Annotated in this window: 19 protein-coding genes; 3 read left to right on the forward strand and 16 right to left on the reverse strand. The window is 62.4% G+C overall.

What is annotated here, in order from left to right:
• Positions 1–9: 9 nt before the first annotated feature.
• The 4 genes from AC1RBA_RS05075 to AC1RBA_RS05090 form a co-directional block, all read right to left on the reverse strand.
• A complete protein-coding gene (locus AC1RBA_RS05075; protein ID WP_492416975.1) occupies positions 10–531 on the reverse strand; it encodes a hypothetical protein in 522 nt (173 codons plus the stop codon).
• Positions 532–714: 183 nt separating this feature from the next.
• Positions 715–1,557: a hypothetical protein gene (locus AC1RBA_RS05080; RefSeq protein ID WP_492416976.1), complete on the reverse strand. Its 843-nt coding sequence runs from the start codon at positions 1,555–1,557 to the stop codon at positions 715–717.
• 10 nt (positions 1,558–1,567) lie between these two features.
• Positions 1,568–3,100, reverse strand: a complete 1,533-nt coding sequence (locus tag AC1RBA_RS05085) for a hybrid sensor histidine kinase/response regulator (RefSeq protein WP_492416977.1) — start codon at positions 3,098–3,100, stop codon at positions 1,568–1,570.
• 11 nt (positions 3,101–3,111) lie between these two features.
• Positions 3,112–3,942, reverse strand: coding sequence for an alpha/beta fold hydrolase (locus AC1RBA_RS05090; RefSeq protein ID WP_230506006.1), 831 nt, complete (start codon positions 3,940–3,942; stop codon positions 3,112–3,114).
• Positions 3,943–4,180: 238 nt separating this feature from the next.
• On the opposite strand from AC1RBA_RS05090, the gene AC1RBA_RS05095 reads away from it, so the two are divergent.
• Both AC1RBA_RS05095 and AC1RBA_RS05100 read left to right on the forward strand, forming a co-directional pair.
• Positions 4,181–5,428 carry a PepSY-associated TM helix domain-containing protein gene (locus tag AC1RBA_RS05095; protein WP_492416979.1) on the forward strand — a complete coding sequence of 416 codons (1,248 nt, stop codon included), beginning with the start codon at positions 4,181–4,183 and terminating at the stop codon, positions 5,426–5,428.
• 338 nt (positions 5,429–5,766) lie between these two features.
• Positions 5,767–8,070, forward strand: a complete 2,304-nt coding sequence (locus AC1RBA_RS05100; protein ID WP_492416980.1) for a TonB-dependent receptor — start codon at positions 5,767–5,769, stop codon at positions 8,068–8,070.
• Here the strand turns inward: AC1RBA_RS05100 and mdcH are convergent.
• Genes mdcH through mdcA form a run of 9 tightly spaced genes read right to left on the reverse strand, consistent with a single transcriptional unit; the run spans position 8,067 to position 15,374 of the window.
• Positions 8,067–9,014 (reverse strand): malonate decarboxylase subunit epsilon, encoded by a 948-nt coding sequence (gene mdcH, locus AC1RBA_RS05105; protein WP_492416982.1) that lies wholly within the window; start codon positions 9,012–9,014, stop codon positions 8,067–8,069. The genes AC1RBA_RS05100 and mdcH overlap by 4 nt on opposite strands.
• The gene (locus tag AC1RBA_RS05110; RefSeq protein WP_492416984.1) at positions 9,011–9,619 is read right to left on the reverse strand and encodes a malonate decarboxylase holo-ACP synthase; all 609 of its coding nucleotides are present in this window, start codon (positions 9,617–9,619) and stop codon (positions 9,011–9,013) included. The genes mdcH and AC1RBA_RS05110 overlap by 4 nt, the downstream gene beginning before the upstream one ends.
• A complete protein-coding gene (madM, locus tag AC1RBA_RS05115) occupies positions 9,619–10,383 on the reverse strand; it encodes a malonate transporter subunit MadM (protein WP_099408301.1) in 765 nt (254 codons plus the stop codon). Before madM ends, AC1RBA_RS05110 begins: the two co-directional genes overlap by 1 nt.
• Entirely contained in the window at positions 10,376–10,804 is a 429-nt protein-coding gene (gene madL / locus AC1RBA_RS05120) for a malonate transporter subunit MadL (RefSeq protein WP_492416985.1), read from the reverse strand. The genes madM and madL overlap by 8 nt, the downstream gene beginning before the upstream one ends.
• Before the next feature lie 54 nt (positions 10,805–10,858).
• Positions 10,859–11,671 carry a biotin-independent malonate decarboxylase subunit gamma gene (gene mdcE, locus AC1RBA_RS05125; protein ID WP_492416986.1) on the reverse strand — a complete coding sequence of 271 codons (813 nt, stop codon included), beginning with the start codon at positions 11,669–11,671 and terminating at the stop codon, positions 10,859–10,861.
• Positions 11,668–12,522, reverse strand: a complete 855-nt coding sequence (locus AC1RBA_RS05130; protein WP_492416988.1) for a biotin-independent malonate decarboxylase subunit beta — start codon at positions 12,520–12,522, stop codon at positions 11,668–11,670. Before AC1RBA_RS05130 ends, mdcE begins: the two co-directional genes overlap by 4 nt.
• On the reverse strand, positions 12,519–12,827 hold the full coding sequence (locus tag AC1RBA_RS05135) for a malonate decarboxylase subunit delta (RefSeq protein WP_492416990.1): 309 nt from the start codon (positions 12,825–12,827) through the stop codon (positions 12,519–12,521). Before AC1RBA_RS05135 ends, AC1RBA_RS05130 begins: the two co-directional genes overlap by 4 nt.
• On the reverse strand, positions 12,814–13,701 hold the full coding sequence (locus tag AC1RBA_RS05140) for a triphosphoribosyl-dephospho-CoA synthase (RefSeq protein WP_492416992.1): 888 nt from the start codon (positions 13,699–13,701) through the stop codon (positions 12,814–12,816). The genes AC1RBA_RS05135 and AC1RBA_RS05140 overlap by 14 nt, the downstream gene beginning before the upstream one ends.
• Positions 13,701–15,374 (reverse strand): malonate decarboxylase subunit alpha, encoded by a 1,674-nt coding sequence (gene mdcA, locus AC1RBA_RS05145; RefSeq protein ID WP_492416994.1) that lies wholly within the window; start codon positions 15,372–15,374, stop codon positions 13,701–13,703. The genes AC1RBA_RS05140 and mdcA overlap by 1 nt, the downstream gene beginning before the upstream one ends.
• A 119-nt stretch (positions 15,375–15,493) precedes the next feature.
• Here mdcA and AC1RBA_RS05150 point away from each other — a divergent pair, with 119 nt between their 5' ends.
• Positions 15,494–16,411, forward strand: coding sequence for a LysR family transcriptional regulator (locus tag AC1RBA_RS05150; RefSeq protein WP_070288192.1), 918 nt, complete (start codon positions 15,494–15,496; stop codon positions 16,409–16,411).
• Positions 16,412–16,777: 366 nt separating this feature from the next.
• Here AC1RBA_RS05150 and AC1RBA_RS05155 read toward each other — a convergent pair whose 3' ends face one another.
• The 3 genes from AC1RBA_RS05155 to AC1RBA_RS05165 form a co-directional block, all read right to left on the reverse strand.
• Positions 16,778–17,500, reverse strand: a complete 723-nt coding sequence (locus tag AC1RBA_RS05155; protein WP_492416996.1) for an HNH endonuclease — start codon at positions 17,498–17,500, stop codon at positions 16,778–16,780.
• A 22-nt stretch (positions 17,501–17,522) separates the two neighbouring features.
• Positions 17,523–18,779, reverse strand: a complete 1,257-nt coding sequence (locus tag AC1RBA_RS05160) for a P-loop NTPase family protein (RefSeq protein WP_139142901.1) — start codon at positions 18,777–18,779, stop codon at positions 17,523–17,525.
• A 552-nt stretch (positions 18,780–19,331) separates the two neighbouring features.
• Complete coding sequence (locus AC1RBA_RS05165; RefSeq protein ID WP_492416997.1) at positions 19,332–21,173, reverse strand: glycoside hydrolase family 15 protein; 1,842 nt, start codon at positions 21,171–21,173, stop codon at positions 19,332–19,334.
• Positions 21,174–21,175 lie beyond the last annotated feature (2 nt).

A 21,175-nucleotide genomic window follows, 5' to 3' on the forward strand; every position in this document is an offset into this window, starting at 1 on the left:
GTGCGGCCATCAGCCACCCAGGACATCATGCCGGTCCGACGTCGCGCGGCTGTATTCGCCCTCGAACGCGGCCAGGCTCTCCGCCTGCGCCCACAGGCTGGAGATATAGTGGAATTCATCCTCGAACGGCTGCTCGAAATCGGGTACGTCCGTCGCATACTCGCAATTGCGGCTCAGCATGACCAGCCAGTCGGGATAGCGAAGCGCCGGGTACAGGCGGGTCAGGATGGCGTCGAGCGACGACACGCTTTCCCTGCCCGCCAGATAAGCGGCGCGCAATTCGACGATGAATTTTCCCGCCAGAAACTGGTCACTGATACGCTGCACACCCCGGTAGCGCTCGATGATGGCCTCGGCCAGGGGCAGCACCTCATCGCGGCCGCGGGCGCTGGCCAGCAGCACGACCTCGAGGTCGTCGCCTTCCTCATCCAGGCGCAAACGCTCCACGGCCCAGTCGACACAGCGGTCCGCCGGGCCAAAACCCATGTGCAGTTGAAAAAAGGCGATTTCCAATTCTGTCAGTTGTTCCATGTTTTTCCATTCAATACCGGTGATTGTCATGCCGACACCGGGTGGAGTTCGCTTGCATCCCGTATCGCGGTTTCACGCATTTGTTCCCCGCCTGCCGCTGCCGAGCAAGGCTGACAGCCAGCGCGGCCACCGCTCCCGCACGCCGCCGTTGTCTGCCGAATCGCGCCAGCAGTCGTCATAGGGCTACAGCTCATCATGGGCCTTCGTGCTGCTGACCAGGCATCGCTGCGTCAGCAGCTCAATTCTTTCCGCCAGGGTCAGCACCGGAAACCGGCCGTCATCTGCCGTATCGGCCCCTTTCGTGGCCAGATCATACTTGCCATCCACATTGTAAAGTCGCGTATCGCCGACGACATAGTCGCGGCGGAATGACGTGCGCCATTGCGAATTGCTGCCCCATCCATGCGACAGGTCGTTGACAGGGCGTCCCTTGCGGCGGTCAGCCCAGTACAGCGTCGATGCGTCGGCGATGCCGGGCTTGAAAATTATCTTGCCAGCGCAGACATCGACGCCGCCACGCGAAAACAGCATGTTGCCGAGCATCACGCACGGCCATCGCCACGCCAAGATCGCGGCGCGCGCATGCGCAGACCCAGCGGGCTGCAGCTCGACTATCTCGTGATAAAAAGGCGAAAATTGTGCCGGCCGCAGCACCGTCATGCCCAGCGCCTCGACGAAAGCCTCATACTCGGCGAGCGACAGCGGTGGTCCGGCCCAGCCTTCGCCATTGCCGCGCCCCTGTTGCAAGGGCAAGACCAGCACCTGGCCTATGCGGCTGAACGCGTGGAGTACCCACAATTCCTCTTTGCTTGCCGGCGGAACAGGATTTCCTTGCCTTTGCGCAAATGAACGCAGCCAGCCCAGTAGCTGCGGATTGTCGCGCAACCAGGGAAGGAGCAGGTCCGCATACACGCCATCGCCTGCATAATTGAGCAAGGCATCGTGCAGCGCGCGGGCGCCATCCAGCAAGTCAGGCAGATGCCATTCTTCCTGGATCACGCTGCGCGATGATTGTTGATACAGCATATGGCGCTCACTACGCCTGCAGCATCTTTTGCAGCACCGCATCGAGCTCATAAAAATCTACGGGCTTGGTCAGGTGCAAGTCAAAGCCCGCGTCGGACGCCATCTTGCGGTCCTTGTCCTGGCCCCAGCCCGTGACGGCCACGAGGATGGCGTGCTGGCCGCAGGGCTCGCTGCGCAACAGCCGCGCCACGTCGTAGCCGTTCATGTGCGGCAAGCCGATGTCGAGCAGGATCACGCGCGGCATAAAAGTTTGCGCCGCCGCCATGCCAGCCGCGCCATCGTAGGCCGTGCGCACTTCATAACCGAGGATGTCGAGCGCCAGCGCCAGGCTTTCTGCCGCGTCGGCGCTGTCGTCGATGACCAGCACCTTGCCCTCGCGCGTGCCGGCCAGCAGGCGTCGATTGGGCTCGGGCGGCGCTTGCAGGGGCACGGCGGGCAGCGGCAGGCGCAGCTCGAACGTGCTGCCCTGCCCCACGCCGTCGCTGCGCGCACTGATGCTGCCGCCATGCAATTCGGCCAGCCCCCGCACGAGCGACAGGCCGATGCCCAGACCGCCCTGCGCGCGCGACAGGGCCGGCTCCAGCTGCGAAAACATGTCGAAGACGGTGTCCAGGTGTTCGGGCGCGATGCCGATGCCCGAATCGCGCACGGTAATGTGTACTTCGTTATCCGTGCAGGCCACTTCCAGCCCGATGACGCCGTTGGCGGGCGTGTACTTGACGGCATTGGTCAGCAGGTTGGCGATCATCTGCCCCAGGCGCGTGGCATCGGCGTCGAGCCAGATCGGCTGCGGCCATTGCTCCACGTGCACCTTGTGGCCCGACTGCGCCGCCAGCTCCGCCACGCTGTGCAGGGCCGCTTCCACCACGGGCGCCAGCTCCACGCTGGCGCGGCGCAATTCCAGGCGCCCCCGCGTGATGCGCGACACTTCCATCAGATCGTCGACCAGGTGCGTCATGTGCCCCACCTGCCGTCCCAGCACGTCGCGGGCCCAGCGCAGCTGCGGGTCGTCCAGCTGCGCCAGGCGCAGCACTTCCAGCACGTTGCGGATCGGCGCCAGCGGATTGCGCAACTCGTGCGCCAGGGTCGCCAGGAACTCGTCCTTGCGCCGGTCGGCGGCCGCCAACTGGTCGTTGAGCTCGCCTGCTTCCTTGCGCGCCAACTGCAGCTGCTGCTCGTATTTGCGGCGGTCGCTGGCGACAAAGACGGCGATCTCGTCATAACGCACGCCCTCGTGCACGCGCCGCACGGCGTTGAACAGCATGGGGATGGATTGCCCGTGGCGCTGGCGCATGTCGAGCAGGATTTCCGACACGCTGCCCTGCACCTGCATCAGCGGCAGCCAGTGCGTCTGATGGAACACACGCCCGCCGATGGTCAGCAAGTCCTGCAGTTTCTTTTTCCCGAGCAATTCCCCGGCGCCATAACCGAGCCAGCCGCAAAAGGTGGCGTTCGCCTGCACGATGGTCCCGTCGGCCGTGCACAGCAACAAGCCGCAGGCCGCGTGCTGGAACAAGGTACTGGTATCAGGCAAGGAAGGCATCGCGTCCCGCATTACAGGTGCAGGCCGTCGAGAAAGTGGCGGATGGCGCGGTAGCTGGCATCGGGCACGCTCATGTGCGGGCAATGGCCTATATTCTCGACCACGTGCAGGCTGCTGTGCGGCAGCGTTTCGCGCAAGTACACGCCCACGGGCGGCGGCGCGATGAAGTCGTCGCTGCATTGCACGATCAGGGCCGGCGTGCGGTTGTGCGGCAAGATGGCGCGGTGATCGGACAAAAACGTCGCTTGCGCGAAATGCCGGGCGATGGCGGGATCGGTGCGGCAAAAGCTGCTTGCCAGGTCTTTGCCCAGCGCCGGCTGGCCGGGCGCGCCCATGATGGCCGGCGCCATGCCGGCGGACCAGCCCAGGTAATTGCTGTCCATGGCATCGAGCAAGTCGTCGATATCGGCACGGCTGAAGCCGCCCCGGTAGCCGGCCGCCGCATCGTCGACATAGCACGGCGACGGCGCCAGCATGACTTGCGCGGCGAACAGGTCCGGCTCGGCGATGCTGGCCAGCAAGGCGCTCATGGCGCTGACGGAATGGCCCACGCAAATGACGGGGCCGCCGCCGACGGCATGAATGATCTGGCGCAAATCGGCGCCATGCGCGTCGAGCCGCGCATAGCGATCAAAATCATAGGCACCTAAATCCGAAGCGCCGCTGCCGACCAGGTCGAACAGCACGGTGCGGTAACGGGGACGGAACAGCGGCTCCAGATAGCGCCACATGGTCTGGTCGCAGCCAAAACCATGCATGAATACCATGGTGGCTGCCGCGCCTGCCTGCGATGCACCGCTGCGTTCGCTTACGCGGACATTGTTCCGATCTTCTATACGCATGCCGCTTCAGCCTTGGATATTTCCATGTGGAATGTAAATTAATTTATTGCTAGCATCTTAACATGCGCGATTTGACCTTGGGCAACACCATTGGCGCTGGACAAACGCCTGGCCACGGCGGATAATGAGAACGATTCCCATTATCAAACTACCAGGCGTATGCCTGGCGTTTTCCTGTGCGCCGCTCTGGCGCCTGCTGGCGGCAACAAGCCGGTTTCATGTTGAAGGTTTGTACCGCATGCGCGCTTTCTGGACTGTCATACACCGCTGGGCCGGCCTGACCATCGCCCTCTTCCTCATCGTCGCGGGACTCACGGGCGCCGTCACGTCGTGGGACCATGAACTCGATGAATGGCTCAACGCCGACATCATGGACACCCCGGGCCGCGGCCCCCTGCAGGCGCCGTTCGCGCTGGCGCACAAGGTCGCGGCCGCCGATTCGCGCGTGGAAGTCAATTACATAACCCTGGGCCTGGAAGAAGGCCATGCGGCCGCCTTCATGGTGCGCCCGCTGACCGATCCGGCCACGGATAAACCGTTCGTGCTCGGCTACAACACCGTTTACATCGACCCCGTCACGGCGCAGATCACGGGCACGCGCGATTCGACGGCCATTTCCCTGTCGCGCCGCAGCCTGATGCCGTTCCTGCGCCACCTGCACTACAGCCTGCACGTGCCCGCGTTCTGGGGCACGGACCGCTGGGGCTACTGGCTGATGGGGAGCGTGGCCCTCATCTGGCTGCTCGACAGCATGGTGGCCTTGTATCTGACCACGCCGCGCCGTTTGCGCCAGCGCGCCCCGGACGAGGCGCCGCGCCACCGCGACGCCGCCAGTTGGTGGCAGCGGTGGAAACCGTCGTGGGTGGTGCGCTGGGCGGCCGGCGGCTACAAGCTCAATTTCGATCTGCACCGCGCGGGCGGCCTGTGGGTGTGGGCCGTCATCATCGTCGTCGCGTTCACGTCGTTCTCGCTGAACCTGTACCGCGAAGTGTTTTATCCCGTCATGTCGCTGGTCTCCACCACCACGCCGGGACCATACGAAACGCAGACGCCGGCGCCGTACGGCAGTTACATCACGCCCGTCATCGGCTTCGAGCAGGCGGTGGACATCGCGAAAAAGCAAGCCGTGCAGCGCGGCATCACGGCGCCCATCGGCGGCATTTATTACGGCGGCAATTATTTGTTCTACAACGTCTCGTTCTTCGACCCGGCTGACGAGTTCGGCGCGGCCGGCATGGGCTTGTCGAACCTGTACGTCGACGGCATGGACGGCAGCATCATCGGCCAGCACAAGCCGTGGGAAGGCACGGCCGCCGACGTCTTCGTGCAACTGCAATTCCCCCTGCACTCGGGCCGCATCCTCGGCTTGCCGGGGCGTATTTTGATGTCCTGCATGGGGCTGATGGTCGCCATGCTGTCGGTGACGGGCATCGTCATCTGGGAAAGAAAGCGCCGCGCACGCCGGCTGCAGGCGAAAAGCCGCTGACACCCACCTCAAGTAGCGCCCCATAGGGCGCAGGCGGACTGACTCAGCCTGCGCCGCACGCTTTGCCACCGGCACGATCATGTGCAATGCGCAACGCCCCTCGCACCTCCGCACTTTGCACCACAGTCGCCGGCACATGCCGGCCGTCTGCGCTGCGCGCTTGCCGTGCGCCAGCCATCCAAAACACTCAAATGCAGTTTACTTGCATTAGCATGGCGTGCCGGCTATTATTGCAACTCGATTGCATCTATGCCATCGCGCTGCGCCTGCATCCCGCGCCAGCACCCCATTCCGCCTTTTTAGAGAGATCCATGCGCCATCACGTATTCGCAGCTGCCATGCTGTCCACCGCCCCGCTCGCTTATGCGGCAGACGACGTCACCCTGCAAACCATCAAGGTCCGGGCAGACAAGCCTTCAAACATCGACAGCGTCGTTCTGGTCGAGAATACGCAAGCCCAGAACTGGACGCTGGGCGGCATGCTCGAGCATGTCTCGGGCGTGCAAAGCAGCGCCTTCGGGCCGAATGCGGGCGCACCGGTGATCCGCAGCCTGAGCGGCAGCCGCGTGCAGATCCTCGAAGACGGCCAGTCCATCCTCGGCATGAATGCGCTCAGCGGCGACATCAACATCCCGTTCGATCCCCTGTTTGCGCGCAGCGTCACCGTCAACAAATCATCCGATAGCGTGCGTTTCGGCGGCAATGCGATCGGCGGCAGCGTCGACGTCGATTCGGGCCTCGTTTCCCGCAAGATGGAGAGCACGCGGAAGGTTGTGGAACTGGTGCTGCGCAAGGGCTTCAACGATGCCGATGCGCAAGGCTTGCGCGCGAATTTCAACGACGGGCAGCGCTTCTCGACGAATCTGCAGCTGTCATTCCAGAAGATCGGCCATTACGATATTCCCGGCAACAGCAAGGCCGGCGTGTGCAACAGCCAGCTGTTCCCTGCGAAGGGCGGCGTGAATACGTTTTTGGCCGACAGTTGCCAGAAAGAAGCGCGGATCCAGCAGGTCTACAACAAGGCGTCGCAGCCGTTTATCGACCAGTTCATGAAGGAAAATCCGGACTGGGCGGACGGCGATTTTTCCTTCTATACCAATCAGCCGACCTCCGTCTGGCAGCGCAAGACCTACGTCAACCCGGCCAACCCCGCCTACGTGCCGGGCACGCCATCGATGACCCAGAACAAGATCAACCAGGACGTCACGCCCGATTACCACGGCACCCTGGGCAACAGCCACGCCAGCAATGCCCACTTTGGCATCGGCACGACCTACTTTTTCGATCGCGGCTACGTGGCCGTCAGCCTCGATGCGAAGGAAAGCGAATATGGCGTGCCGGGCTTTTCCATGGAAAACAAGTCGTTCGGGGCGAACTATGACGAGGGGCTGCCCGTCGGCGTGATCATCAAGCAGGATAAATATGCGCTGGAAGCGCATCTGCGCGACCCTGTTGCGTACCTGGAAAGCGCGCAATTGCGCGTGTCTCGTCTGAACAATGCGTCGGGAGAGCGTCTTGGCGCTACCAAAGCCAACGACTACCGGTTTGACACGAATCAAGCCGAGCTCCTGCTGGCGCAGCGGCGCGCCGGTCCCTTGAGCGGCTTGCTTGGCCTCAGCTACAAGGCCAGGGATATCACCGGCAGCGGGACGCAACTGTACCTGCCCGACGCAAGCACGCTCAGCCGCGCCCTGTTCGTCAAGCAAAACCTGGAATTCGACTGGGCCACCTTCGATGCGGGCTTTCGCCATGAAAACGTGGAGCACGATATCCGCAAGAGCGGATTCAGGACGTCGAGGAATGCGAGCAACTCCACACTCGAGGACAAGTCGTTCAGCCTGAACAGCTACAGCCTGGGCGCTTCAACCAGGCTTGGCCAGCTGTTCGGCGCAAAGCTGCGCTACTCGGCGTCGGAAAGAGCGCCCGACGTCAATGAGTTGTATGCGAGCAACCGCCACTATTCGATCATGACCCAGGAAGAGGGAAATCAGGACTTGAAGACCGAGCGCGCGAGGAATACGGAACTGACCGGTTTGTTCGCCAATCGCGGCTTCCAGCTGTCCGCGACGGGCTACGTCATGAAATACGAGAACTATCTCTACCTTGGCCATTCGGGCGCCCAGATGGCCAATCGCCTGCCATTAAAATACTGGAAGCAGACCGATACGACGGTCAAGGGATTCGAGATCGATGCCTCACAGACCGTTCAACTCGGCGCCTACGGCAAGCTGAACCTCTCCGCATTTGCTGACCTGGTCAAGAACAAGGCGGACAATCCCGACAAGCTGCGCGCGCACAATGACGGCGCCTACCTGCCCAACATGCCCACCAACCGCTACGGCGCCAATCTGCAGTGGGAAAACCAGGGCTGGAAGACGCGGTTGTCAGGCACCCGCTACGACAAGCAGAAGTACCTGGGCAAGAGCGTCAGCGAGGAAGTGCCGCTCGACGGCTACACCATGGTGAACTTCCAGGTAAGCCGCGCACTGCAGGTGCCGGATTCGCCGTTTGCCAGCGTCGAGGTGTTCATCAGCGGCAGCAACCTGCTCAATGTCGATGCCAGGCCGCACAACTCTCCACTGAAATACATCGCGCCCTTGCCGGGCCGTGGCTTCCAAGTTGGCCTGAGCGCCAGGCTTTAAGGCACGCTGCCGTTGCGCTCCCGCCCCACCAGCGCCAGCAGGCTGTCGCCCCGGTTGCCGTCGCAGCAGACGGCCACGCCATCCGTGAAGTCAGGGGACGTCAGGCGCGTCAGCACGCTGCCCGGGGGCATTTCCAGCGCCAGCCGGGCGCCCCGCTCCCACGCCAGGCGCGCGGTAGCGGCCCACTGCACGCGTTGCGCCATGTTGGCGGCCAGGCTGTCGCGGATGCGCGCCGGGTCGAACAGCGCGCGCGCCGCACTGCTGCTCAGGTAGACGAGCGACGGCCGGCGCATGGCCACGCCGTCGAAAGCCGCGCGCAAGTCCAGCGCGGCGCCTTCCAGCAGCGGGCAGTGCGACGGCACGCTGACGGCCAGGCGCTTGGCCTTGCCGGCGCCATGCGCGAGGGCCAGCGCCATCACGGCCTCCAAGGCAGGTTCGCTGCCGGCAATGGCGATCTGGCGCGGCGCATTCAGGTTGGCGATATACACGGGCGTGGCGGCGCCGTGTACCCGGGCCAGCAAGGGTTCGAGTTGCGCCAGATCAAGGCCGACGATGGCCGCCATGCCGTAACCGGTGGGATACGCCTGCTCCATCAACTGTCCGCGCCGCGCCACCAGGCGCACGGCATCGCCGTAATCGAGCGCGCCGGCGACGACGGCCGCCGCATACTCGCCGATGGAAAAGCCGGCCACCATGTCGGGCAGCGCCCCGCGCGCGCGCAAGGAGCGCGCCATGCCCACGCCCGCGATCAGCAGACACAGTTGCACGGCCCGCGTCGACGCCAGCGCGCAAGCCGTGTCCAGCGTCAAGGGATCGCAGCCCAGCACTTCAGCCGCCTCGGCCAGGGTATCGGCCACCGCCGCGTCGCCGGGCAGCGCGTGCAGCGCGTGCAGCATGCCCGGAGTCTGGGCGCCCTGGCCGGGAAAGGTGAACAGCACGCTCATGCCGGCTCCCATGGCGTGGCCGTCAGCACGGGACCGCGATCCGTCTTCAGCAAGACCCGGCCCCGCCCCGCCGCCCACTCGGCATACGCAAAGCCGCCATGGCCCGTGTCGATCTGCAGGTCCAGCCGGCATGCCGTGACAGTCTCCGCGATGGCGCGCAGGGCCTCGGCTTGCGCGGCGTCCGGCGGCGCGGCAAGGCGCAGCACAAGATCGAGGTCGCTGTCGGCCCGCAGCACGGGCAAGCCGCTGGCCAGGGCAAATCCCACGCCGCCCGTCGGTCCCCAGGCCCAGCCCGTGGCGTCGAGCAGGGGCGCGACCTGCCGCAATGCGTCCAGCGCGGCGCAGGAGAAATCAGGCACTGGCGCGCAGGCCAGCATTTCCGGCGTCACGCGGCGCACGACGGCGACCGCCTCCACTTCGCACGCCTGCCGCTCGCTGCGCAGCAGGCCGCGCACACCCACGGGAATGCGCCCGGGCCCGCAGCTGGCGCGCCGCACCACCAGCGGCGCGGCGGCCAGCCACCCGGTATCGGCCCAGGCAGGCATGGATGCGCCGTCCGGCAAGCCGGACACCCACAGCAAATCATGCGCGCGCCAGGCGTCCATCAGGCCACCACCGCCTTGACGGCGAAGAACAGCAGCGAAGGTCCCAGCAGACAGCCCAGGCCCGTGTGGAAGGTGGCCACCAGCGCGCCATACGGCACCAGTTTGCGGTCGGTGGCGGCCAGGCCCGCCGACACGCCGCTGACGGTGCCGGCCAGGCCGCCGAAGACCATCGCCGAACGGGGCGTCTTCAGGCGCAGGAAGCGCGCCGCGACGGGCGTGCCCACCATCACGAGGATGGCCTTGATGAGGCCTGCCGCGATGCTCAGGGCCATGACGTCCGAGCTGGCGCCGATGGCCGCGCCCGTGACGGGGCCGACGATGTACGTGACGGCGCCGGCGCCGATGGTGGTCATGCTGACGGCGTCCGAATAGCCAAACGCGTAAGCGACGCCGGCGCCGACGAGAAACGGCAGCACCACGCCCAGCAGCAGGGCCACGAGGCCGATCAGGCCCGCCTTGCGCGCCTCGGTCGCCTGCACTTCGAAGGCGGTGGCGACGATGGCAAAATCGCGCAGCATGGCGCCGCCCATCAGGCCGATGCCGCCGAACAGCGATAAATCGGCCAGGCCCTTGTGGCCGCCGCTATGCACGCCGCCCCAGTAAGCGAGCCCCAGGCCGATCACGATGGCGATGGCCGAGCCGTGCACGCGGCCGAAGGTCAGGTATTTCGACAGCGCCATTGAGACCAGCATGATCAGGCCGACAAAGGCGAATGCCGTCACCAGGCCATTGTGGATGGCGGCTTTTTCAAAGATTTCAAGCATGACGGTGCTCCTTGACGAGAATCTGGTCCGAATCGGTAGCGGCGACTGCGGCCGGGTTTTCCATGCGCGCGGTTTCCATCCGGTTCATCAGCGAGATCACGGCGCCGCAGACGACCACGGAACCGATGGCGGCCAGCACGGCCACCGGCCCGCCGCGCAGCGCCGCGACCACGTCCTGCTGCGCCGCCATGGCCACCACCACGGGAATATACATGGCGCCCCAGTATTCGACGCCCCGTTCCGTCATCTGCGGCAGCCATGCGCGGCGCTGCATGTAGAGCCGGGCGCAGATCAGCAGCAGCATGGCGATACCCACGCCGCCCACGTTGGTCTTGACGCCCATCAGCTGCCCGAGCAGGTCGCCCAGGAAGATGCCGAGCAAATGGCACAAGGCCAGCAGTGCGGTTCCGTAAATGATCATGATTGTCTCCGTTATTGGAATAGGAATGACTTGGTGTCTTCTCTGTTATTTCACTTACCACTGCTGCCGTAGCACCTCCCTGACTTTTGCCGACGCCTGGCGGTGCGGCGCGCCCAGGCGGCTGGAAAGATCCCTTTCCGGATCGGCGCGGATGTCGGCCAGCGCCGCCTGCAGGCTGCCCTGCACCTGCGCCAGATCAAGCTCCGACGGCGCGTCCGGCTGTGCCACCTGCAAGGTTTGCCACAGCAGGCCCAGGGTCGCGTAATTCTTGACGTCATAAGCCATCGGTGGAATCGTCGCAGCCAGCGCTTCCAGCGCTGCCACCGTGCGCAGGGTGATGCGCGCGGCCGACGCCTTGCCCATGGCGTGCACCATCACTTGCGGATCGTCGAGCGCGATCAGGCGGTTGGCCTGATAGCCGTGCGCGAGGAACGCGCCCGACATGGCCTTGCCGACGATCAGGCCGATGACGGGATGGCCGGCCAGGCGCGCCTCGACGTAAGCCCCCGCCGCGCCGGCCAGCGCCTGGTGGATGCCGTACGCCTCTTCGCGCCGGCCATACGCCTGGCTGGCCACGTCGATGACGGCAACAAACGGCCGCTTGACGGCCAGGTCGCGGTCTTCAACAACCACCTGCTGCACGGCGCGCGCCAGCTGCCACGCCTCGACCAGGCCGATTTCACCCGTGCGGGCGCGCGTAAAACGGTTGTCCGGGTCGGGCAGCACGGCCAGGTAGCGCGCCGGCTCGCCCGCCAGCGGCGCGTCGACCACGCGCACGGAAGGCGGATAGCCGTCCAGCGGCGCAGTGTTATTCGTGAGTGCCGCCAGCCAGACGGCGCCGCGGCTCGTATCGGTGATGGCGTTCATGCTGCGGCTCCTTTGCTGTAGATCAAACGTACGGCTTCCGGCGTGGCTTGCACGGCCGCGTCGACATCGGCCAGGCGCGCCAGGTAGCTTTCCGCCTGGTCGCTGCGGTGCCGGGCCGGCACGCCGCGCGCGAACAGTTCGGCCACCGTGGCGCGCATCTGCGCCGTGTCGTCCGCCACATAGGCGTCGGCCAGGCCGCTCTTAAAACGCTGTTCGCCGCCCGTCAGGCTCCATATAAATGGCTTGTTGCGCGAGTCGAATTCGTCCACGCCCGCCTCCTGCTCGATCACGGCGGGGCCATTGAGACCCAGTCGCGCTTCACGCGTCACTACTAAATAGCTGCACAAGCCCGCAGCGATCGACATGCCGCCGTAGCAGCCCACCGTGCCGGCCGTGATGCCGATGACGGGCTGGTAGCGGCGCAGGTCGACGATGGCGGCATGGATGTCGGCAATCGCCGCCAGGCCCAGGTTGGCTTCCTGCAGGCGCACGCCGCCCGTCTCGAACAGGATCACGGCGCGCGTCGGCACGCCCTGGCGGTTGTCGCGCGCCGCCAGTTCCAGCGCGCCGGCGATCTTCGCGCCGCCCACTTCGCCCATGCTGCCGCCCTGGTAGGCGCCCTCGATGGCCAGCACCACGGCCGGCTGGCCGTCGAACAGGCCCTTGGCCACCACCACGCCGTCGTCCGCCTGGGCCGTGACGCCCTGCTGCGGCAGCCACGGCGACGCGATGCCGCAGAACGGATCGAGCAGTTCGCGCATGCTGCCCGCATCCAGCAAGGCTTTAGCGCGGCTGCGCGCCCCCCGTTCGATGAAGCTGTCGCGCTCAAGCAGTTGTTGTAATGTACTCATGCCGCCCTCCCCGCTTGCAATTCTTCGTAGGCTTGCTCGATGCGCATGCGCACCACGCCCGGCGTGGCGCCGCAATCGTTGATGACGATGCGCGCCGCCGGCAGCGGCTCGCCGCCGAACACGCGCAGCAAGAGCGCGTACCATACGGCGCCCTTGCCGTCGACGGAGGTGTTGACGACGATGCGGGTCACGCCATCGTCGGCGGGCTGCAGCAGCACTTCCAGGTCGCCCGAACCGACGACGCCGGCCAGCGCGCGCCCCGATGCCGGCCGCCCGGCGGGGAATGTGTAGTCACGCGTCTCCATGCGCTTCTCCTTCTTGTAATCTGTCCAGGAACAGGGTCGCCGCCAGCAGATCGGCCGCGCCGCCCGGCGACACGCCGCGCGCCAGCGCCACCGATTCCAGCGCCAGCATCGCCTGCGTGCCGGCCGCAGTGGCCGCGCCGCCGGCCGCCAGCACCCGCGCCGCTCCCGCCTGCAGGTCCAGCAAGGCCGCCTCGCCGCCGCGCGACAGCACGCAGGTGTCGTCCAGCTGGCTGATAATCGCCAGCAAGGCATTCAGGCGCGCCGTCGTTTCGTTGTCGCCGCGCGCCCGCGAGGCGTGCAGCTGCGCCAGTCCGGCACCCGTCACGAGGGGAAAGCCGGCGCGGGCCTGGCCCCGCGCCCCGTCCACCTGGTACTGGCGGCACGCCAGCTCGCCCTTGTTGCCGGTGGCGCCAGGCGCGCCACGATCGTGCAACCGGGCCAGCGCGCCGGCCCGCGCCGCCACGGCGTGCGGCGCCAGCGACGCGCCGCGCGCGCCCTGCTGCGCCGCCGCCGTCGCCAGCAGGCCCAGCGCCCAGATGGCGCCCCGGTGCGTGTTCACGCCGCCCGTTGCTGCCAGCATCAACGCCTCGCCATCGCGGCCGATGGCGCCGATGCGCTGGCGCAGCAGGTCGTCGTCTTCGCTCTGCGCGCCGGCGTCGGCCATGGCGGCAAACACGGGTTCCAGCACGCAGGCCGAATGGCACATCAGGGCCCAGTTCAAGTCCGTGTGCGCGCCCCGGCTGCGCAAATCGACCAGGCCCGGTTTCGGCGTCAGGGTCACTTCATCGAGCAGCGCCTGCAGCACCTGCCGCCCCAGCGCAAACGAGCGTTCCCGCACCGGCGTCATTGTCATCGTCGTCATCATCGTGCTCATTACCAGCTCCTGAATTTGGCGGGTGGTTGATACAGGCCGTCGGACCATTCGACCAGGTCGGCGATGCTTTTCGCGGCCAGCAGCGAGCGGTTCGCTGCGCCGCGCTGCACGCCGATATCCTCGGGCAGCGCGATCAGGCCGTCGGCGCGCAATGCCGCCGTCGTTTTCGGGTCGTGGCGCAGGCCGATGGGCGTCACGCCCGCGACCGCCGCCAGCATGGCCTTGCGCTCGTCGAGCGAACGGGCCTTGTACAGGTAGGCGATGCCTTCTTCCGTCAGCACGTGGGTGACGTCGTCGCCGTAGATCATCACGGGCGCGAGCGGCATGCCGCTGGCCTGGCCCACGGCGACGGCATCGAGCGATTCGACGATCGTCGGCTGGCCGCCGTCCTGGAACGTCTCGACCATCTGCACCACCAGCTTCCTGCCGCGCGCCAGCGGGTCGTCCGTCTCGATCAGGTCGAGCCAGGCCGGCGTCGGGTGGCGCCGGCCATGCGGGTCGTGGCCCATATTGGGCGCGCCGCCGAAGCCGGCCAGGCGGCCATTCGTCACGGTGGACGAATTGCCCAGGCCATCCATCTGCAAGGTGGCGCCGATGAACAGGTCGACCGCGTACTGGCCCGCCAGCTGGCACAGGGCGCGGTTCGAGCGCATCGAGCCGTCGCGGCCCGTGAAGAACACGTCGGGCCGCGCGGCCGCATAGCCTTCCATGCCCAGCTCCGCGCCGAAGCAATGCACGCTCTCGACCCAGCCCGTTTCGATGGCGGGGATCAGGGTGGGATGGGGGTTCAGCACCCAGTTGCGGCAAATCTTGCCCTTCAGACCCAGCTGCTCGCCATACGTGGGCAAAATCAGCTCGATGGCGGCCGTATTGAAACCGATGCCGTGATTGAGCGACTGCACCTGGTGTTTTTCATACACGCCGCGGATCGCCATCATGGCCATCAGCACGTGCACGGGCTTGATCACGCGCGGGTCGCGGGTAAACAGCGGTTCGATGAAGAACGGTTTGTCGGACTGCACGACGAAATCGATCCACGAGCCGGGCACGTCAACCCGGGGCAAGTCGCTGACGTCGTCCACGATCTGGTTCACCTGGGCGATGACGATGCCGTCGCGGAAGGCGGCCGATTCCACCAGGGTCGGCGTGTCCTCGGTGCTGGGGCCCGTGTACAGATTGCCCTGGCGGTCGGCCATGTAGCCGGCCACCATGACGACGTTGGGCGTGAGGTCGACGAACAGGCGCGCATACAGTTCGATATACGTGTGGATGGCGCCCACCTCGAGCAAGCCATCCTGCAGGAACTGGGCGATGCGCAGGCTTTGCGTGCCGGCAAACGAAAAATCGAGCTTGCGGGCGATGCCCCGTTCGAACAGGTCCAGGTGCTCGGGCAGGCTGACGCTGGGCATGATCAGGTGCAGATGGTGGATCTTGTCGGGGTTGACCTGGGTCAGCATGCGGGCGAGGAAGTCGGCCTGCTTCTGGTTATTGCCTTCGAGGACGACGCGGTCGCCCGGCGCGAGCAGCGCTTCGAGCACGGCGACCATGTCGCCCTGTTGCAGCACGGGGCCGCTCGCGTAGTGGCGCACGGCGTCGAGGCGGCGGCGTTTCTCGGTGCGCCGCGTGTCCCATTGTTTTTGCCGCTGCACTGGCGCTGCTGTGGCGGTTGACATCATGCCTCCGGAATGAGCTATCGAATCCAGACGATAGAACGAAAGCGCCAGCGCGACAATCAATCTGCTAGCATGTTCATTACTCTGAAGTTAATGAACTGCCGTTAAAAAGGGTAGGCATGGCCATCAACGAAGAAATTACCTTGAAAAAGCTGGAAGTTTTTCTCAGCTTCATGGAATTGAACAACCTGGCGCGGGTAGCCGATGCGCTGGGCCAGAGCACGGTCAGCGTGCACCGCGCCCTGCACTCGCTGGAAGACGGCTTGCGCTGCCCCCTGTTCAAGCGCGAGGGCCGCAGCCTGATCCCGCTGCATACGGCCTACACCTTTGCCGAATCGGCGCGGCGCGCGCTGGCCGAATGCGAGGAAGGCGTGCGCAAGGTGCGCGAAATGTCGGGCATCAACCCCGTGCGCCTGAAGATCGGTTCGCTGTATTCATTGACCCTGCACTGCATCCCGCAGCTGGTGATCGCCCTGAAACTGCGCCGGCCGGGCCTGGACATCGACCTGACCCTGGGTTCGAACCGCGACCTGCTGCAAAGCCTGGCCGACGGCCGGCTGGACGCCATCATCATCGGCGTGCAGGAAGACGAACAGCATGCGGGCCTGGTGGCCGTGCCCCTGTTCCAAGACGACATCTTCCTGGCCGCGCCGCTCGCCTCGCCCTATGCGGGCGCGGCCTCGGTGGACTTGCAACAGTTGCGCGACGACAAATTCGTCACGCTCAACGAGGGATTCGTCACCTCGCAAAGCTTCAACCACGCATTCGAGCTGGCCGGCTTCGTGCCCGACACGGCCATGAGGGTGGGCGACATCTTCTCGCTGATCAACCTGGTGAGCGGCGGCATCGGCTACAGCCTGCTGCCAGGCAGAGTGCGCGCCTTCAGCTCGCGCATCGAACTGCTGCCCCTCGACGCGCGCTACGGCTCGCACCAGCAAATCACCCTGTTGATGCAGAGCAGCCGCGAGCGTGATCCCAATTTGCTGGCGCTGGCGGCGGAGTGCAGGTTGTATGGGCGCAGGGAGCCAGCCAAGTGAGTGGCAGAGCGAGGTCAAATCACGGGTGAAGGGTTTTGGAACTGCATACACCATAATTTCATCTGCATACTTAGGCGCGCACCTTAGCCCCCAAGCGAAGCAAGCATGGCAGTTGCCGTCCACCTCGCAGCCGGGAGGATCGCGCAGTGAATGAGCAACTTATTCGGTATAGTTACAGCCGAGGTCGTGTCAGAATACCGGAGCTGACGCTGTCGCCAATAGCATTCGCCCCTCCTTATGCGCTATTGTTGCAAGACACACCCTCTATGCAACACCTGTCCGCATGGTTGCTCGACCTCTAAACGAATCTATTTAACATCACATAAAATTAGTTAAAATTTCAAAAAATAACTTAAAATTTATCAATTACGGCCGACTGTAAATGGCGGACTTAATCTCACCTAGTAGATTTAAGAAATTTTTAGCATCTTTAGCTGCAAGCCCAATGGACATCGCACGTATCAACCTTTCATGAAGTGCCGATGTTATGGGATCAAGTCTATCTATCGCGTGCGCCATTTCAATTTCTGAAAAACTTAAATTTTTATACGTCGCCATTCCTTCAGCGGATCCAGGATTGGGGATATATTTTGCGAAACTAATATCTTCCGTACCTATTTGAAGGTAACGAAGATGACTGGAATATTTAAATCCAGAATCTAACGGATTTATGATTGATAACTTCTTATTTTTTACATACTTATCAACCCTTACTCCTTTCCATCTATTGCAATCGACACATGCCGGTATAAGATTAGCGAGTTTAAACGTAAGAGATGGATAAATACTTTTAGGTAATACGTGTTCAATATGCCAGCTGTAGCCATAGTGCCCAACAGGACGTCGGCAGTAAGAACATATTCGCCCATATTTTTCATAGATCTTCTTCTGCGCAACTTCGCGAATGAAATCATATGTTTTTCTTTCTGCCAAGGAAAACTTAAATGTTTGCGATGTACCATCACGCAGCTTCAATATTTTAGAGTTTTCCGGTGATGAGAAGGCCGACCATGCTTGGGTACCATTTATTGAACCCGATCGAATAAGCATCACCAACTTAGCGAGATGTCCAAGTTGGATCGAATCCACACATAAAGATTTCATATTTATCTTAACCTTTTAGAGACATCATAAGTCCATGCTCAATAAGTTCTAATGCCATATCTATTTGCTTTTTGACTTGATCGGATAGACCAACTGCCTCTCGAAGGTCGAGTAAAATTTTCTTGGCTTTTCGCTCATTTTCACCTCCAAAATCTTCTGTGGCGCTCAGAACGGCGTCGGCAATTTCCAAGCTGACCTCGCGTGCGTGATATGGAGCTGTCTGAAAGTAACGAAGTACAAGTTGATCATGACTGGCAACCTCAGCGAATGTATGGAATTCACATGTCACAGGAGCTGCACCAGGGCCTTCTTCACCAGGGACTTTGCCTTCAGCCCTTATATGACGCATGACAGCAACTTTATTAAGCTGACTTTGAGGATCATACCTAGCAGCCTCACTTATTACGATCGGCGCATGTGTTGCAATCACTGCGTGAAAACGTTTAAGTCCGGAAAGCAACGACATCAAAGTGCCGTGAAATCCCATCTGCCAATGAAGATGCAGGCTAATCTCTGGTTCATCGATGAGAAAAACTACACCTTCTTCCATCACGCTTAATATTTTTGCGAATAACAATGTTCGGTTCTGTTCTCCTGTACTGAGAAATCCAAAGAGAAGCAGTTGTTCACTTGGTAGTCGAACATAGAGATCAAAATCAATATTGAGTTCCAGATACCGTAAAAATACTCTTATTTGAGGAACCGTCAGGCGTTCGAATCGCCCCCCACCCTTGGAAATTCGATCAAGCATAGATAAGGATGTGGATGTTAGCAAGTCTGCACGTGCCTTGCCACGCGTAGTTTTTACATCAATACGCTCCTCAACTTCTCTTTTTAAATCTTTCCCAAGCGAGAAGGAGAAATCCATTTTTACAGTATTAGACAGTTTCTTAAGAAGGTTTCGATCACGCAACATAGCCTGAAGAATTAATCGACTTAATTGTCGATCAATCGCAGAATGAAATACTGCATTGGGTGCATTTTTCGCCCCCAGATAACGGACGTTACCAACATTTACAGTTCTGAATTTAAATTTATCATAAATGGAATTAGCGATGCAAGCCACCGGACGTAGAGGACGTGTGTGTTCAAGTTGCTCTGCCAATTTACCTAAGATGCTGCTTTTTCCAGTTCCATTATTACCGATTAGATAGGTTACTTTACCTTCGCGCATATACTTAGTTGCCAATTGAATCCGGCCCAATAAGTCTTGAACCAACTTATCCGATGCCTCCGTTGCATCCGTCTCGATTTTTCTGGCCATCTTGCTCTTCCTATTTAGCATATTAGTTTTAAATACTATATTTGCTAGATAAGAAATTTGCAATGATTAGTTGAACAAGAGAAGATTGATAGCACGAATTGGACACTTTCATAGCAATGGCCTGTGGGACATGTTCATGTCGCTCGGTTAATGTGTAGTGCCAAGACTCGGTCAGAGTAACGCTGCGGCATGGCCTTATAGTTCGATCTCAACTTCGTAATTTAGGTAGTGTGGGAAGGTCTATTGTAATCCTTGTTCGATCAACTGCTTTGGTACAATGCGTTTGTTTTTCAATAGTAGCGACATACAGCGCGACGACACGCACCTGTGTAAAACACGACCTTGGCACGGATCTGGGGGACGAGTGGAATCCTTGATGAAAGGATTCGAAACTGCATTCACAACTAATCTCGTCAGACTAGCTAGCAGGCTCTTTTAAATGGAATTTCCTAAAAAAATGCCGTGCAGGCTCACCTGAACGGCACTATCCTTCAGAGGGCTTTCCGTGTTAAGCCGATAAAGAAAACTTTCTCGCTGATATCAGTCACACGATCACACCGCACTATCCCAAGGCGCCGACAACCGCACGGCACAGTTAATCAAGCCCACCATCGAATACGTTTGCGGAAAGTTCCCCCACATCTCTCCCGTCACCGGGTGCGTGTCTTCCGACAGCAGGCCCAGGTGGTTGCGCGCCAGCAGCATGGTTTCGAAGATCTTGCGCGCCTCGTCTTTCCTGCCGATGCGCGCCAGGGCGTCGATGCGCCAGAAGGTGCAGATGTTGAAGGCTGTTTCCGGCTTGCCGAAGTCGTCGGGCGCTTCGTAGCGGCGCATGTAGGGGCCGTCGCACAGCGATGCTTCGAGCGCGTCGACGGTGGCGATGAAACGCGGGTCCATGGGGTCGATGAAGTTGACTTCCGCCATCAGCAGGACGGAGGCGTCGAGGTCGCGCCCGCCCAGGCTTTCGGCAAACGCCTGGCGTTCCTCGCTCCACGCTTCGCGCAGTAATCTCTCGCGGATCAGCACGGCGCGGCTGTTCCAGTGGTCGGCGCGGTCCGACAAGCCCAGTTTATGGGCGACCTTGGCCAGGCGGTCGCAGGCGGCCCAGCTCATCAGCATGGACGAGGTGTGGACGCGGGCCCGCGTACGCAGCTCCCACATGCCCGCGTCCGGTTCCGCATGCAGCCGGAACGCCTGGTCGCCCACGGCTTCCAGCGCGGCAAACTCGGCCTTGCCGGCCCGGTGGAACAATCGGTGGTCCAGGAAGGCCTGCGCCGCACCTAATACAATGTTGCCGTAGACGTCGTGCTGGAAGTGTTCCTGCGCCTGGTTGCCCACGCGTACGGGGCCGTTGCCCCGATAGCCGGGCAAGTGGTCGAGTATCGATTCGGGCAGCTGCTCTTCCAGGCCGATGCCGTACAGGGGCTGGATGTGGCCACCTTTCGAGCGGGCGACGATATTCGTCAGCCAGCGCAGATACTCTTCCATCGTGCCCACCTCGGACAGGCTGTTCAATGCCCGCACGACGAAGAAGGCATCGCGCAGCCAGCAGTAACGGTAATCCCAGTTGCGGCTGCTGCCCGGCGCTTCGGGGATGCTGGTGGTCATGGCGGCGATGATGGCGCCCGTGTCTTCATATAAAGACAGTTTCAAGGTGATGGCGGCGCGGATGACCACGTCCTGCCATTCCAGCGGCACGGCCAGGCGGCGCGTGTAGGTGCGCCAATAGTTGATCGTTTCCTTTTCGAAGATGCGCGCCGTCTCGTCGATGCCGCCAGCCAGCGTTTCATCAGGGCCCAGCAGGAAGTTGGCCGTGCCACCCAGCACGAAATACGTTTCGCTCAGCACATAATTGAGCGAAACATCGGTGTTCAGGCGCAAGGTCTGTTCCGGCCCCACATAGCGGATGTGGTGGCTGCCCTGCGTGATCTGCGGCGCCAGCCGGCCCCAGTCGTAGCGGGGGCGCAGCCGTACGCGGATGCGCACGGCGTGGTCGAGCGGCCGGACGCGGCGGATCAGCATCAGCGGGCGGAACATGCGGTCGCGGCTGAGGAAACGGGGGGCGAAATCCGTGATCTCCACGCCGCGCCCCTGCGTGTCGTACAGCCGCGTGCGCAGCACGGCCGTGTTTGGCTCGTAGAATTGCTCGCTGCGCGCAAAGTTCTCGATGTCGATGGCCCACACGCTGCCGTTTTCCGTGTCGTCCAGCAAGCGGTTGAAGACGGGATCGCCGTCGAAACGGGGCAGGCAGGACCAGACGACCTGCCCCGCCTGGTCAATCAGGGCGTTGAAGGCGCAATTGCCCACCACGCCGCAGTTCAGCGATGCTGGCGCGGGCGGCGTGCTGGCAGCGGACGCGTTCGCGCCGCTGGGGGTGTCATACGATGTCGTCATGG

The organism is Janthinobacterium sp. GW823-FHT03B06 (assembly GCF_058796955.1).

Coding starts and splice junctions, on each gene's coding strand:
- mdcE (WP_492416986.1), bottom strand. CDS start 11,671: ATGAACGCCATCACCGATACGAGCCGCGGCGCCGTCTGGCTGGCGGCA.
- AC1RBA_RS05095 (WP_492416979.1), top strand. CDS start 4,181: ATGCGCGCTTTCTGGACTGTCATACACCGCTGGGCCGGCCTGACCATC.
- madM (WP_099408301.1), bottom strand. CDS start 10,383: ATGCTTGAAATCTTTGAAAAAGCCGCCATCCACAATGGCCTGGTGACG.
- AC1RBA_RS05110 (WP_492416984.1), bottom strand. CDS start 9,619: ATGGACGCCTGGCGCGCGCATGATTTGCTGTGGGTGTCCGGCTTGCCG.
- AC1RBA_RS05160 (WP_139142901.1), bottom strand. CDS start 18,779: ATGGCCAGAAAAATCGAGACGGATGCAACGGAGGCATCGGATAAGTTG.
- AC1RBA_RS05085 (WP_492416977.1), bottom strand. CDS start 3,100: ATGCCTTCCTTGCCTGATACCAGTACCTTGTTCCAGCACGCGGCCTGC.
- AC1RBA_RS05100 (WP_492416980.1), top strand. CDS start 5,767: ATGCTGTCCACCGCCCCGCTCGCTTATGCGGCAGACGACGTCACCCTG.
- AC1RBA_RS05135 (WP_492416990.1), bottom strand. CDS start 12,827: ATGGAGACGCGTGACTACACATTCCCCGCCGGGCGGCCGGCATCGGGG.
- madL (WP_492416985.1), bottom strand. CDS start 10,804: ATGATCATTTACGGAACCGCACTGCTGGCCTTGTGCCATTTGCTCGGC.
- mdcH (WP_492416982.1), bottom strand. CDS start 9,014: ATGAGCGTGCTGTTCACCTTTCCCGGCCAGGGCGCCCAGACTCCGGGC.
- AC1RBA_RS05130 (WP_492416988.1), bottom strand. CDS start 12,522: ATGAGTACATTACAACAACTGCTTGAGCGCGACAGCTTCATCGAACGG.
- mdcA (WP_492416994.1), bottom strand. CDS start 15,374: ATGTCAACCGCCACAGCAGCGCCAGTGCAGCGGCAAAAACAATGGGAC.
- AC1RBA_RS05140 (WP_492416992.1), bottom strand. CDS start 13,701: ATGAGCACGATGATGACGACGATGACAATGACGCCGGTGCGGGAACGC.
- AC1RBA_RS05150 (WP_070288192.1), top strand. CDS start 15,494: ATGGCCATCAACGAAGAAATTACCTTGAAAAAGCTGGAAGTTTTTCTC.
- AC1RBA_RS05165 (WP_492416997.1), bottom strand. CDS start 21,173: ATGACGACATCGTATGACACCCCCAGCGGCGCGAACGCGTCCGCTGCC.
- AC1RBA_RS05080 (WP_492416976.1), bottom strand. CDS start 1,557: ATGCTGTATCAACAATCATCGCGCAGCGTGATCCAGGAAGAATGGCAT.
- AC1RBA_RS05090 (WP_230506006.1), bottom strand. CDS start 3,942: ATGCGTATAGAAGATCGGAACAATGTCCGCGTAAGCGAACGCAGCGGT.
- AC1RBA_RS05075 (WP_492416975.1), bottom strand. CDS start 531: ATGGAACAACTGACAGAATTGGAAATCGCCTTTTTTCAACTGCACATG.